This window comes from Streptomyces sp. NBC_00829 (assembly GCF_045161795.1).
GTDB lineage: Bacteria > Actinomycetota > Actinomycetes > Streptomycetales > Streptomycetaceae > Streptomyces.
This window is the reverse complement of the sequence record NZ_CP108867.1, coordinates 761,384-775,139: the sequence shown is the minus strand read 5'-3', so window position 1 is coordinate 775,139 and position 13,756 is coordinate 761,384. Positions and strand designations below refer to the sequence as shown.

The 13,756-nt window shown below is 66.7% G+C and carries 7 protein-coding genes and 2 pseudogenes; 6 read left to right on the top strand and 3 right to left on the bottom strand.

Annotation, left to right across the window (positions count from 1 at the left end; genetic code table 11):
• Positions 1-79: 79 nt before the first annotated feature.
• A complete protein-coding gene (locus OG293_RS03170; protein ID WP_405997210.1) occupies positions 80-1,573 on the top strand; it encodes a transposase in 1,494 nt (497 codons plus the stop codon).
• Here the strand turns inward: OG293_RS03170 and OG293_RS03165 are convergent.
• Together OG293_RS03165 and OG293_RS03160 are read right to left on the bottom strand one after the other, a co-directional pair.
• Positions 1,572-2,903, bottom strand: a pseudogene (locus OG293_RS03165) (NF041680 family putative transposase); the annotation flags it as partial. The gene OG293_RS03170 and the pseudogene OG293_RS03165 sit on opposite strands and share 2 nt — an antisense overlap.
• A 126-nt stretch (positions 2,904-3,029) precedes the next feature.
• Positions 3,030-4,457: a DUF1254 domain-containing protein gene (locus OG293_RS03160; RefSeq protein WP_405997209.1), complete on the bottom strand. Its 1,428-nt coding sequence runs from the start codon at positions 4,455-4,457 to the stop codon at positions 3,030-3,032.
• A 292-nt stretch (positions 4,458-4,749) separates the two neighbouring features.
• On the opposite strand from OG293_RS03160, the gene OG293_RS03155 reads away from it, so the two are divergent.
• From OG293_RS03155 to OG293_RS03145, 3 genes are all read left to right on the top strand, one after another.
• Positions 4,750-5,952, top strand: coding sequence for a PucR family transcriptional regulator (locus tag OG293_RS03155; RefSeq protein WP_405997208.1), 1,203 nt, complete (start codon positions 4,750-4,752; stop codon positions 5,950-5,952).
• 790 nt (positions 5,953-6,742) lie between these two features.
• Positions 6,743-7,864 (top strand): AI-2E family transporter, encoded by a 1,122-nt coding sequence (locus OG293_RS03150; protein WP_405997207.1) that lies wholly within the window; start codon positions 6,743-6,745, stop codon positions 7,862-7,864.
• A 439-nt stretch (positions 7,865-8,303) separates the two neighbouring features.
• Positions 8,304-9,215 carry a YihY/virulence factor BrkB family protein gene (locus OG293_RS03145; protein ID WP_405997206.1) on the top strand — a complete coding sequence of 304 codons (912 nt, stop codon included), beginning with the start codon at positions 8,304-8,306 and terminating at the stop codon, positions 9,213-9,215.
• A gap of 439 nt (positions 9,216-9,654) precedes the next feature.
• Here OG293_RS03145 and OG293_RS03140 read toward each other — a convergent pair whose 3' ends face one another.
• On the bottom strand, positions 9,655-10,842 hold the full coding sequence (locus tag OG293_RS03140) for an RICIN domain-containing protein (protein WP_405997205.1): 1,188 nt from the start codon (positions 10,840-10,842) through the stop codon (positions 9,655-9,657).
• A 1,136-nt stretch (positions 10,843-11,978) separates the two neighbouring features.
• Here OG293_RS03140 and OG293_RS03135 point away from each other — a divergent pair.
• Both OG293_RS03135 and OG293_RS03130 read left to right on the top strand, forming a co-directional pair.
• Positions 11,979-12,392: an SHOCT domain-containing protein gene (locus OG293_RS03135; protein ID WP_405997204.1), complete on the top strand. Its 414-nt coding sequence runs from the start codon at positions 11,979-11,981 to the stop codon at positions 12,390-12,392.
• 299 nt (positions 12,393-12,691) lie between these two features.
• Positions 12,692-12,980: pseudogene (locus OG293_RS03130) on the top strand (IS1380 family transposase); the annotation flags it as partial.
• Positions 12,981-13,756: the final 776 nt, after the last annotated feature.

Below are 13,756 nucleotides of genomic sequence, written 5' to 3'. Positions count from 1 at the left end.
TCCGAGGATCAGGGAGGCATCTGAACCTTGGTTTGTGGGGCGGAACTTCTTGTCGTGCGACCGTGAACGTGATCTTGAGATGCCGCGGGATGTGCGGGACTGGCTGCCGCCCGAGCACCTGTGCTGGAAGGTGCTCGACGTCGTCGAGTTACTTGACCTATCGGCGTTCGAGAACAGCTACCGTGACGACGGGCGGGGCGGGGTGGCCTACCCTCCCGCGAGCCTGATTGCGTTGCTCCTGTACTGCTACAGCAAGGGAGTGCGTTCCTCCCGTCGCATCGAGCAGGCTTGCTGGGACGACGTGGGCTGCCGAATCATCACTGCGAACCGCCGAGTGGACCACTCCACCGTCGCGCGGTTCGTACGACGCCACCGTGCTGCCTTGAACTCGCTGTTCGTGCAGGTGTTGTCGCTGTGCGGCCGACGTGGCCTGGTCGATCTTTCGGCGGTGGCCGTGGACGGCTCGCCGATGGAGGCGAACGCCTCACGCGACGCCAATCAGCGGCTCCAGCGCCTGGAGGAGACCATCTCCCAGTGCGAGAAAGAGATCCACGCGCTGATGGAGGAGGTAGTCGACCACGCGCTCAGCGTCGAGGCCGATGGCTCGGCAGCGCAGGGCAGTGGCGAGGACGCGTGCGACAACTGGCCGCGCCTGTCCCGACTGTGCGACCGGCTCACCCGGGCCCAGTTGGCCAGGGACAGACTGCATGAACGGGCTATGCCTTCACCCACCGAGATCCGGATCAAGGTCGAAGCCGCCGAGCGGATGGTGGCCCGCGCGGAGAAGCGCCTTGCCGCCGAGACCGAGGCTCACCAGGAGAAACTGAAGAAGTACGAGCTCCGCGTCCGAGAGGACCGGGCGGCAGGACGTCGTGGAGCGAACGGACGGCCGCCGGTCCCGATGGAGCACAAGACCGTCCTCGTTCGCCAGCGAACGCGACTGGTGAAGATGCGGGCCTGGCTGGAGCGGGCCCGCACACCCCGACCGGCCCCCTCCCCGGAGTCCCGTGCCTGCCTGAGCGATCCCGACTCCCGGCTGATCCCCGGCAAACGCGGCGGCTACCTGCAGGGATACAACATCCAGATCGTGTGCGCCCGCCGTCAATTCTTGCTGGCCATCGAAGCACACGACAATCCCTCGGACAGGACGGCCCTCGTTCCGATGGTGAGGAAGACCCAGCACAATCACCAGGCCGCACGACTCCCCGGCGACATCCAACTCTGGCTCGCCGACAGCGGGTACGCTTCCGCCGCGTCCTTCGAGGCGCTCGCCGACCTCCCGCTACTGGTCTCGGTCACCAGCGATGCCGACCAGGCAGGCTTTCCCGCGAAACGTCAGCAGGCCCCTGCCGGCCAGCAGGATATGGCGGCCCGTCTCGTCACCCCAACAGGACGGGCCCAGTACCGTCAACGCAGTGCCTTGGTCGAGCCGGGATTCGCCCAGATCTTCCAACGCTTCGGACGACACCTCAACTACCGAGGCCGCCAGGCGGTGGACTCCGAGATCAAGCTCCTCGGCACAGTGCACAACGTCAACAAGCTCATCAATCACACGCCCAAGAAGCACTCTTGACCTTCACCGGGCAGGAGCCGTGCGACAGCCTCGCTGCTGTCGCGCGGACGTTGCGAAACCCCCTCCGGACGCGGGCGGGGGTGAGGCGGCGGGGTCCGGCGGGTCGTTCCCAGGGGCGGCGGAGGTCCTCGGCGAGCGGGCGGGCGAGGCGGAGCTGGGTGTGGGCGGCGATGATGAGCCAGGTCCACAGGTCGGCGGTGTCCGCGTGGCGGACCTTCGGGGCGGTCCAGCCGAGGGTCTGCTTCATCAGCCTGAACGTGTGCTCGAGATCGAATCTGCGGAGGAAGGACTGCCACCAGCGGTCCACGTCGGCCGGTGTGGCGGCGGTGGCTGAGCACCACAGCCAGACCGGCTTGGGGGTGCGGTCGCCGGGCAGATGCTCGACTTCGAGCCGGATTAACGTGCCGTGCAGGACGGGCAGTTCCTCCTTCGCGTGGTCCAGCCAGGGGCCACGGTGGGTGAGCCGGGGGTGCATCCGGTCCCAGGCTCTGGCCTCGGCCTTGCCGTAGCGGGCGGTGTCCGTGACCGTGATGGTCTCGGGTTCGTGCCAGGTGTCCGACCTGCCGAAGGTCAGGACGCCGCCGTGGCGGCGGGGCCGTCCGCCCCTGGGGCCGGAGCGGGCGGGGCCCGGGTCGCGGAGCATCACACGGTCCGAGCGCAGCCGGCCGACCAGCACGACCGGCAGGTCCGCCAAGGCGTGGGAGAGATAGGCGACGTCGTAGCCGGAGTCCATGACGATCAGGATCTCCAGGTCGCCCGGCTGCCAGTGTCCGGCCTGCGTCAACTGCGCGACGACGTCGCGCAGTTGGGTGGCGGTGGCGGCGGTCGCGTCGTCCGCCGGCCCCAGGCGCACCGCGTCCAGCAGAGCGGTCCAGGAGGTGCGGCCCGTCTCCAGGGCGGCGACGAAGGAGTAGGGCCAGCCGGGCACGAACTGGTCCGTCTTGCGGTCCCCGCGCCCGTAGACGTGGCAGAAGAGCCGGTCCTCGCTGGTCGGGGCGTCCGGGCGGAGCCAGTGGCTGACATCCACGGCGAGCACGATCCGGCCGTCGGCCGCCTTTGGCAGCGGCAGGCCCGCCAGCGTGCGGCGAAGGCGCGCGGGTTCCAGCCAGCCCCTGTCCAGCGCGGCGTACAGGGCGCCGTGCCCGCGCCGGTGCTCGACCGCCAGGCAGAGCTCGACCAGGGTCTTCACCGGCCCGTCCGTGCACAAGATCGCGTCGGTGAGCTCGAACAGCGCGTCCGCGCGGGCGTAGAGGCATTCGTAGAACTCGACCCGAAAGCGGGACAAGATGCCCAATGCATCGCCTGCGGGCGCGTCGACCGGGAGACTCATACGCAGCGGCCGTTCTCTCGTGCTTCGTGACTCGACATCTCGAAGCGTGGAGAACGGCCGCCCCTGCTGTCCCGGGAAGAACCGCAGATCAGCAGGTCGGGTGACCGGCAAGGTTAAACGCCAAGCTCAGCTGGTCACGGTGACCGCGGCCGGCGTCCAGGTGCCGTCGGTGACACTGGTCTGGGGCGAGTACATGCGCAGACACACCCAGAACCCGCTGCTTGGTGCGGGTAGCCAGTTGGACTCCATGCCTGCCGGGGCGTCGTGCTGGATGTAGATGTCCACGGAACCGTCGGCGTTTGGGATCGGCTTGGCGTTGTGTCCGACCTCATAGCGGTTGATCGGGTTGTCGACCAGGAAGCCGGACGGGTCGTACATCGTGAGGGACCAGAAAGCGTTCACCGGCGGGGTCTGGCCGGGGGCGAAGTGGATGACGTACTTGTTCGCTCCGTTGAGCGGATTCCCCTGGCCGTCACGGAAGGCCTGCATGTAGACCGCGTCCTCGGGGATGTTGGGGCCGATTCCGACCAGGGCTATCACCGCGCGCAGTAGGTAGTCGGTGCCGTACGTGCCCAGGTGGAGGTTGACGCTCCAGCCGTTGACCTGCTCTGTGACCTTGGGGATCCCGTTCTGGATCTGCTTATAGCCCTCGGATACGGCCTGGCGAAGGGCTTCTGCTGTGGCAGGGCCCCTGGCGTTGATGTCGAACGGCTTGCCGGGGACGATGCCCAGGCGGGCCAGGGTGGCCACCATGGGGGTGTCTTCCTTCGCGGGCGGGTTGGTGGCCATGAGCGAGGCGAGCTGGGAGAAGTAGGTCTCCGCGTCCATTCCGGCGACGCGGTCGACCGGGTTTGTGGCAGGGACGGTCGGGTCGATTTGGCCTGCCGGCGGAGTGTAGTCGCGGCCGTGGGCGCTCAGTGGTTTGAGGGTGTACTGGCCCACCAGGTCTTTGACGGCGGGGAGGTCGGAGGGGCCGTCGAGCTGGGTTCGGCCAACGATCCACACGGTGTCGGTCGGGGACTTGATCTGCGTGACTCCGGCGGGCAGCCGGCCTTTCCAGCCGGGAGCGGTGACGGCGAAGTCACCGGCCGCGCTGCCGGTGGTGCGGGTTCCTGGTGAGGCGAACACGTTCATCCAGGCGTCGAGCATGGGCATCATGACGAGCCGGCCGTGGGTGTCCGGCAGATGGAGCACCATGGGCTCCTTTTTCAGGTCCAGCCACGCCAAGGAGTACAGGGTGTCCACGTTGCCGGCTGCGATGACGCGTTGGTCTGGGGTGTTAATGGTGTCCGCGTTGGCGAACTGGTTCACCGGCGCTTGAATGGTCGCCGGTGAAGGCTCGACGACGTTGGTGGATGCCTGCTCGGTGGCCCGCATCATGATCAGTGAGTAGCCGTAGATATACGCGTTGACCGCGTCGGCGGTGACGTCGGGTTTGGGCTTGGGGGGCACGCTCGCCTGGGCCACGGTTCCCGGCACGGCGGCCAGCGTAAATGCCGCCACCGCCGTACAGACGGCGGCACGCCAACCGCGCCGTTTGTGTATTGCCTTCATAACGGTTGTTCCTTTCAAGGCTGTTTTGAGAGCTGACCGCATCCCGTGGCCGCAGCGGCAATGTTTCGCCCGGCCGAAAGGAAGGCACGCCCGCGCCGCTGGACAGTTCGTGTGACTGGACGCACTGCGGCGTACCCGGTGAGAGAGCCCATGCCACCCCAACGGGGTGTCCCGGCATTCATGACCTTGATGACTCCGTAGGCGAAGATCGCTCGCCGGGCTTTACTGTCGCCTCACCGGCGGGCCAGGGCAATGGGCGGGGTGGACACTCCAGACTGTGTATCGTTGTGATATGTCACAACGAAGCGCGCCGCGACATGAGGCCCCAGAGGCCAGCGATGACATACGCGAGCAGGCGATGCGACTGGCCGCGCGCCTCGAGCCCCGGATCAACCAGCTGGCCAGGCTGGTCATCGAGCGCCAGCGGGCCAAGGTCCCCGGCTACGACCGCCTCCCCGGCGATATGCAGGACCTGGAGATCGCCTCGACCGCCCGCCAAGCGATCCGCAGCATCCTCCGCTGCACGCAGAGCCTCGCGGACCCCGAGGCTGAGGTGTTCCGGGAACGCGCCGCCCAGCGTGCCGCGGAAGGCGTCCCCCTGGTCGGGCTGCTCAGGTCGTACCACGTCGGCGCCGAGGCGTTGACAGACGCGCTCTGCGACGCCGCCCGCCCCGGAGAGGAGGCCGCCCTGCTGTGGCTCGTCCGCCACCAGTGCAGGACGGTCAATGTCATGGTCGAGCAGGTCACCGAGGCGTACCTGATGGAGATGGCCGACCAGCAGGGGTCTGGGCGGGAGCTGGCCGCAGCGCTGGTCCGCGGTGATGCGCCGCAGGAGGTGGCCGCCCGTTGTGGCTTGCCTCTCGAACCCGGCTACCTCGTGCTCAGCGTCCGCGCCCCTGTGCCCCTGGAGCCGGTGGCCGCGCGACGACTGCTCCATCAGGTCCTGGGCCGGCTAGCGCCAGCTACAGAAGGCCGAGAGCTCAGCCTGCCGGACGACCAAGGCGGCCACATCCTGCTCCCCCTCGGCACACCGCACGCCGACCTCGTCCGGCACCTGTCCACCGGCCTGTCCCGGCCGATGATCGCGGGGGCCGCCCTCGCGGCCACCCCAGGGGACGTCCCTGCCGCCGCCGAGCAGGCGCGCCGGATCGCTGCCGTCGCCCGCACACCCGGCGTGCACCGGCTCCAGGATGTGCTGCTCGACTACCATCTGGCCGGATCCAAGGACAGCGCCGCCGAACTGGCCGCGCTCCTGGACCCCTTGGACCGCCACGTCGGTCTGATCGAGACCGTCGCCGCGTTCCTCGACTGCGACCTTGACCGGCGCCGCACCGCCCAAGTGCTCAAGGTCCACCCCAACACCGTCGACAACCGCCTCGCCCGCATCGCCCAACTAACCGGCCTGTACCCGCACACCACCCGCGGCGTACAGATCTTCGGCGCTGCCCTCACCCTCCGCCGACTCGCTGAAGAAACCGGCTTCGTACCCGGCTGATATCGACGGCTGTTACTGATCCGAATCGGTGAGTGTTCCCGGTCGTCGATCCTCGCGTGAATGAACTGGTGGGGGACGTACGGCGGTTGTCGTCGTCGGTGCAGGAGGTGCCCGAAGGGGCGGATGCACTTCTGGTGCTCATTCGCCGTGCCGGGCGAACGAGAAGGGCCCCCTGAGGGGCCCATCGCACACTGTCCACAAGGTAGAGCTCGAACTCAACCCCAGGCCATCCCACATACAGCCCCCGGCCGACCCACATCGCGCGTTCTCACGAAAGCATCAAAACTCCAGCCCACGCACCACCCCGTGCTCCAACTGGACCGCTCCGGGATCGGTGGACGCTCTATGCGTCGGCTCCAGCCGCCGGTTGGGGCCGGTGCTCCATGAGCGCGTTGTCCAGGGCGTCGCCGACGGTGCCGATCGATGTGTCGGTGCCGGTGTCGAGGAGGTGCGCGGTGAACGCGAAGGACGTGTATTGCTGCCCGCACGAGCACGGCCGGCCGGCGCGAACGCCGCGGCGTAGGTCTCCCCTGCCGGGCAGAAGGCGTTCGCCCCTGCGATGCCCCCGCACCCCGGCGGATGCGTTCTCAGGTGACGAGACAAGTGGTTCGCCCCGGTGCGCCGCCGCTTCCCGGGGCGGCACGTCACCCTCGACGGCGACGTGATCACGGTGTGGCTGTCGGCCACTGGGGACGGATGATAACCCAGCTCGGAGGCCCTCACAGACGGGCATCCACCCTGGGCCTGGCGGGACACCAACATGTGACGGGAGTGCCAATAGGGTGATCCCATGTCTGCCACGTCGAGTTCCACGAGTGCCCGCGCAGCGCTCCGCGCATCGGCACGAGTCTCCGCTGAGTTGTTGGTGGTGCTCGTCATGGTCACGGTTGCCCTGTGGGCGCTGGGCCGGATGTGGTCGGTCGTCTGGCCGCTGATATTGGGCCTGTTCCTCACCACGCTGACCTGGCCCCCGACTCGGTTCCTACGTCGGCGCGGATGGCGTCCTGCCCTTGCCGCGTCGGCCGTGACCGTGCTGTTTGTACTGGTCGCTGCGGGCGTCGTGGCGTTGATCGCGGTGCCGGTGGCATCCCAGTCCGGTGAGCTGTCGGACGGTGTGGTCCAAGGAATCCAGAAGCTGCGCGAGTGGGCTGTCGGGCCGCCGCTGAACTTCGGGAATGATCAGATCACAGGTGCCTTCGACGCCGCAGTCGCCCGTATCCAGGACAGCGCCAGCAGTATGGTCACCACTGTCGTCACGGGGGTGAGCGCTGTGGTCAACGGTGTGGCCACGGTCGTCCTGGCACTCTTCCTCATGTTCTTCTTCCTCAAGGACGGCCCGCGGTTCCTGCCGTGGCTCACTCGCCAACTGCCCGGTCATCTCGCCATCCACGTTCCGATCGTGGCCGCGCGCGGTTGGGACGCCCTGGGCGCGTTCGTGCGGTCCCAGGCATTCGTCGGCCTTCTCGACGCCGTTCTCATTGGCATGGGCCTGTGGATTGTGGGAGTACCACTGGTGCTCCCACTGGCGGTACTGACCTTCGTATCCGCGTTCGTGCCGATCGTGGGCGCCCTCTTCGCCGGTCTTATCGCGGTGCTCATCGCCTTGGTATCGAACGGCCTGACGGACGCGCTGATCGTGCTGGCGATCATCGTCGTGGTGCAGCAGCTCGAGGGCAACGTGTTCCAGCCAATGATCCAGAGTCGTGGGCTTGGCCTGCACGCGGCGGTGGTCTTGCTGGCGGTGACGCTGGGCGGCAGTCTGGCTGGCATCGTCGGCAGCCTCCTCGCGGTGCCGGTGGCGGCAGTGATCGCGGTGGTCTGGAACTATCTGCGCGAGCAGTTCAGCGAATCGCCGCACGAGCCGGATACCGACGAGTCACACACTGGCGGTGCCGCTGTCGTGTCGTCGTAACATTCTGCCCGTGGTGTGCGGGAGGCCCCCGAGGCGTACCGCCCTCACCTGTCGCGGCCGAGCGGTTCGGTTATGCCAATCCGTCATGGCCTGCGTAGCCGCACGATCTGCACGGCACACAGTTCGTCGGCAGCGCGGTGCATCCGGCTCTCTGCGAAGCACCCGAATGCTATTCCGAAACTGAATTGTCGGACACCGCTCTCACTGGTTAACCCGGAACGCATTTGCGCATGTCCGCCGCCGTCGGGCAGCGTATGTGCCCCGCTCTGAGGGCTGATTCGCCGCGGTCGGCGAGCACGTCCGGGATGGCCACCGCGAGGCCGGTCCGATCGTTGGTCATCAAGGGTCTCATTGCCTCAACCAACCCCTTGACCTGCGGCTTCAACCTCTAATGCAACGACGTTGACCTTGGGTCTCCGGGCTCTGGAAGAAGAAACTCATGGACTGGCTTACCCGGCTCCCCGTCATCGGCCCTGTCGCGCAGCGGCTGATACGGACCCACCCGTGGCGCTCGTACGCACGGCTGGAGCGGGTGCGCTGGACCCAGCTCGCGGCGGCCATCACCTTCTTCAGCTTTCTCGCGCTCTTCCCGCTGATCACGGTCGCCGCGGCCATCGGTGCGGCGCTGCTCAGCCCGGAGCAGCTGCGCACTCTCGAAGACAAGCTCGCCGAGAAGGTGCCCGGGATCTCCGACCAACTCGACATCGGGGCCCTCGGCGACAACGCCGGGACGGTCGGGCTGATCGGCAGTGCCCTGCTGCTACTCACCGGCATCGGCTGGATCGGATCGATGCGGGAGTGCCTGCGCGTCGTCTGGGACCTCGACGAGGAGGACGGGGACAACCCGTTCGTGCGCAAGGGCAAGGACACTGTCGTCCTACTCGGGCTCGGCGCGGTCGCGCTGGCGTCGTTCGCCGCCTCGTCGCTCGGCTCCAGTGCCGTCGGCTGGGGCGCGGTCCGGCTGGGCATCGAACGGGACGGGGCGGGTGGCGTCCTGCTGCAGCTCGCCGCTCTCGCCGTCGCGGTGCTCGCCGACTTCCTGACGCTTCTCTACCTACTGACGCTGCTGCCCGGGGTGCAACCGCCGCGCCGCAGGCTGATCGTGGCGGCCCTGCTCGGCGCCGCCGGCTTCGAACTGCTGAAGGTGCTGCTCAGCGGCTACATCTCGGGCGTCGCCGCGAAGTCGATGTACGGGGCGTTCGGCGTGCCCGTCGCGCTGCTGCTGTGGATCAACTTCACGGCCAAACTGTTGCTGTACTGCGCCGCCTGGACCGCGACGCCGTCGGCGGGCGAGGCCGAAGCGCCGCAGGATACGCCCCAGCCGCAGGACACTAGTGCTTCGCCGCGTTGATCGATCCGCTTGCTGCGCATTCGCTCGCTCAGGTCTGCAGGAGTGAGATGTCCCTGGCCCCAGTTCAGGTCGAGAAATTCCAGCACTGTGTTCGTCAGTGCCTGTCGTGCCCACGCCGCTTGGGGTGGTCAGGGTCAGCAGCCGGGTCTGGGACAGCATGCGCCGGGCCACTGACAGCTCGTGGCGCCGCCCGATGAATTTCGTCGCCTCCGCCGGCAGGTGTGCGGTTCCTCTTCTCCTCACAGCCATGTACTGGAGAGACCTTTCCCCCTGACAGTTACGCCCCCCTCCGCTGATGGCGCCACCGGCCGACGCGGCCGACGGGCGTGGACCGCGGCGTGCGGTCCGGATGCATCTGCGTGGCGAGGCCGGGCCGTCCGGCACCGAGCTCACGCGAGATGCATCCTCGTGTCCGCGGGGGAGGCGTCCTGCCTGCTGTTTATGGACCGACGTTCATCGTGAAGACGAAACTCCCCGAGTTGTAGTAGTTGGGCATGCGCTCGAGATAGGTTCCGTCCCTCGACGGACTGCCTTCAGGCCAGTCCTCCGGAGCGAGCAGGTGCGATGAGTAGTCGCTCCCTTGAGCCTCGGGTACGAACCACAGGCGGTAGGAGGAAGCGTCCGTGTCGGGTGCGAACACCCACAGTTGTGCGTCATGGTCCTTGCCGGCATCGTAGTAGCATTCCCATTGGACGACTCTGATGGGGTTTCCGCTGTCAGAAGTGCCGTCAAGACATTTGCCGGATCCTGTGTTGCGCAGCAGGTAGGCGTCCTTGCCGGCCGCGATGCGCTGCCAGCGCTGGTATGCACTGCTACTGCAGCTCTGGAGCTGCACCACGCCATTGTTGTCGGCGCTGTTGCCCTTGATGCCCACACACAGCCCAGACCGCTTGTTCACGAGCTGGAAGCCGGCTGGATAAGGGGCGCCCGCCGGGATGGCGGACTGGAGGGCAGGCTTCGGGCGAGTGTGCTTCGGTCTGGTGGGCGCCGTTGAGGTCTTGGCGGTCACCGTCACGGCAGAGGCATGAGGTGTTGGCGCGGTTGCCGCAGCGGATTTCACCGCGTCGCGCTCGGTCGTGACCTGTGCCAGAGGCCTCTGGGCGTCGTCGTCTCCCCCCTGGGTCAGGCCGATTCCCGCGATGGCGATCACTGTGGCGATCGCGGCCACCATTGCTGCTGCATGCAGAGGGGAGTTCGATATGAAGCGGCGCGGGCCGTCCGCCGGAGGGGTGGGCCGGTCCGCGCCCTCGGTACCCGGTGACCGTTCTGCCGTGTCTTCGATGCCATCCGACGCGGACGCAGGTGAGGGTGAGGGCACCGGCCAGTACAGCGCGCCTGACAGAGCGGCACGCGCGCCGGAATGGATGATGCTGAGGTCGGTCCGGGCCTGCAAGCAGCTCTCACAGCTCGATTCATGCGGTTCCAGCTCCTCGGAGCAGTGGGAAAGACTCCCTCGCACGATCTCACCGAGCACGGCGGCGAGGTGACGGCACTCACGGCTGGAGGCACCGTTGGCATACCCCCGCAAGTACGCGTTGAAAAAACCCTGCTGGGCGAGCCTGGTCCGGGAAGCCATGTAGGTGGGCGAGAGGCCCGGCAGAGGCCCGGCATGTTCGGCGGTCTCCACGTGGGCGTTCCACAGCACCGCCTGCCACAGCCCCGGCAGGCTGCGAAAGGCCCTCAGTAAAGCGGAGTTCTCCTCGGCTGCCCTGGCAGCGGACTCGGGACGGTCCGCCCCGGGCAGCGCCCGAAGCCACGAGGTGAGGCCGGATGCGAGCCCGGATTCACGGCCGGTAGCCGCCCACCGGGCAGCGGTTCGTCTCACTTCCGTCACCAGGTAGGGCCGCCAGGCTTCGGTGGGCCCATTACCCGAGCGGACGCTTCGAAGGGTCTGTGCAAGCGCTTCATCCGCAACGTCTTCTGCAGCCTGTGGTTCCCCGAAGCACAAGTGGGCGTAGGCCAGTACGGCCGCCCTGTGCCGGCGGACGATCTCGGATGCGGCCTCCGACCGCAGTACCTCGTCTTCGCCCCGTATACGTTGGGCAAGTTCGGCATCCAAGAGCTGGGCCGCCATTGGCTCGGACACTGTTCGCCTCTCACTCGCAGCTGTGCCACCGTCCTACGGGAGACGGAACGCATCCCCCCGAGCACTTGTGTGCATTTGCCGGGAATTCTGTGCGTTCTCCACTCCTGAGTCAAGCGGATCGCTGACCTCCGTCTGCCTACCTGTCAGATGTCGAATCCAGACAACCTTCCTGAAGAGCGCTCAAGTTGGTGAAAACCGCACTCCGGGGTGGTGGTGGGGGACTTGTCTGAGCCGTTTGTCCCTTCGGGGCGGTGGTGAAGATTCAGATAAAGGGGAGTGGCAGGAGTGTTGCTATGACGAATTGTCATACGCGTTCTTGTGTTCCTCTCGACCAGGGGTGACACCCGGGATCTCACACGAAGCGATCTATCAGGCGCTGTTACGATCGCATCCACCGGGCCAATACCGCCCTGCGGCTGGCCGCATAGAAGATCTCCGCAGATCGAGGGGATTGACATGGCTCGCGTGAAACCACCACGCTGCCCTCGCCGCCGCATCGCACCAAAAGCAACAGCGTCGGCCTGACCTTCTATGAAGTCCCCCATACACCCTGCAGGAACTGCTGCTGTGCTGGACCGGTGCATGCTCCATCTGTCACCGCCAGTTACCACCCCGAACAAAAGACAACAGCCCTCCGGCAGTCCAACCCAACGAGTTAGCACTAGAGGAGAAAACGCATGACTGGGCAAGTGACCTTGGCCTACGACTATCCGCTCCTGGGCGCATTCTGGACCGTGCTGTGGATATGCCTGTGGGGCATTTGGATCTTCCTGCTCCTCCGGGTCTTCATGGACCTCTTCCGTGACGACTCCCTCAACGGGTGGGCCAAGGCAGGGTGGTGCATCTTCGTGATCGTCCTCCCCTTCCTCGGAGTCTTCGTATACCTCGTAGCTCGTGGCAGAGGCATGGGTCAGCGCGAACTGAGTCAGGCCCGAGCCCAGCAGAAGGCGTTCGACAGCTATGTGCGCGAGACCGCCGGCACCGCCAGGCTGAGCGCGACCGAGGAACTTGCGAAGCTCTCGGAAATCAAGGCCAGGGGCGACCTCACGGACGCAGAGTTCCAGCACGCCAAGGAGAAGATCCTGCGCTGACCGGACTCCGTACCGCCCGCGCGCCTACGTACCCGCGAGCACGCCGCCTTGAGGGCATGATGTACGCAAGACCGAAGGCCGACGAGATCGTTCGCAAGACCAGAGCAGGAAGACTGGGCTCGACTCGCAGGCGGCTGGGCGGTCGGACATGCGTACAGGTACCCGCATAACCGAAAGCCGCACCAGGAGGACCGCTGAACCGCGCGTTTCTCCTGCCGCGGTGTCCGGGTCTTGATCGGCAACGCGAAAGTGCCCCCTGAGCTGCTCTGAGCTGGGAAGATGAGGCTTGTCGAAGGTCTCTGCCATCCCAACAGGAGGGCACTTTCTGCGTGCACACTACCGGGTCGCACCCCAAACTCGTCGTCTCGGCCGACGGCCACGGGGTGGCCAGCCATGCCGGGTCCCGTCTGTTGGCCGATCTCGCCGACGCCACCGGCCTGACCGCCGGGTCAACCGACGCGCTGCGCCGCCTGCGGCCACACGGCACTGGACACAACCCGGGGGCAGGATCGCGGTGGACTTGGCGGTGATGCTCGCCGACGCGGCGAAGCCATCGCGGACTTGGCCCTCCTGCGCGACCAGGCCGCAGCCACGTACAAGCGGAGCTTCGGCTACCACGCCCAACTTCCGTGTTCGACGTCGACGAGGCATGCGCCACCAGGTCCTCCTGACCAAGACCCCCTACGGCGAAGGCTCACTGCAGCACCTGGAGGTCCGCCACCGCGCGCCCGCACGCGTCGAGGACCGCATTCGCTGCGGAAAGACCACCGGCTTCTGCCGCTTCCCTTCGGCCACTTCACCCTCAACCAAGCGTGGCTGGAGCTGTCCCTGGCCGCCACCGACCTGCTCGCCCTCTGAGTAAATCCCCTTCGGGCCTGGGCTACTGAGCTGGCCCTCGAAGGAAGCCGGGGCCTGGCTCAGCATCTTTATCACGTGGCACGGCAGCCTGGGCATGGACGTCTGTCATCTCCGCAGCTATTCACACATGTAGGGAATCCCGCTCAGTGCAAGCCGCGGTTGCTCGCACCCCAGGGATCTGGACATCCTGCCCGAGTGGGCAGTTCAGCCCCTGATTCACCGGAGTGCGAACCCTTGCCTGAGTAGGTCGTTGCCGTGGTTCGGCAACCAGAAACCTATGACGCATTGGCATGCCATGGGAGATATCGCGTAATGGCAGTCGTGGCCGTCTACGGTGAGTCACCGGCAGACGGGAATTCTCTCGAAAGTTCGTCCTGCTGTTCGGGGAACCGTCGCTCTCACCGATGACGCGACAGCGGTGGACGGTGAAAACGGTGCGGCGACAACCCCAAGGGAAACGACGAGTAGCTGGGGAAGCTTGATGAGGCGACGCAGGTGTGTCATCG

Excerpts from the sequence above, each read along its gene's own strand:
- OG293_RS03145 (WP_405997206.1), top strand. The coding sequence starts at position 8,304 with ATGGACTGGCTTACCCGGCTCCCCGTCATCGGCCCTGTCGCGCAGCGG.
- OG293_RS03150 (WP_405997207.1), top strand. The coding sequence starts at position 6,743 with ATGTCTGCCACGTCGAGTTCCACGAGTGCCCGCGCAGCGCTCCGCGCA.
- OG293_RS03170 (WP_405997210.1), top strand. The coding sequence starts at position 80 with ATGCCGCGGGATGTGCGGGACTGGCTGCCGCCCGAGCACCTGTGCTGG.
- OG293_RS03155 (WP_405997208.1), top strand. The coding sequence starts at position 4,750 with ATGTCACAACGAAGCGCGCCGCGACATGAGGCCCCAGAGGCCAGCGAT.
- OG293_RS03160 (WP_405997209.1), bottom strand. The coding sequence starts at position 4,457 with ATGAAGGCAATACACAAACGGCGCGGTTGGCGTGCCGCCGTCTGTACG.
- OG293_RS03135 (WP_405997204.1), top strand. The coding sequence starts at position 11,979 with ATGACTGGGCAAGTGACCTTGGCCTACGACTATCCGCTCCTGGGCGCA.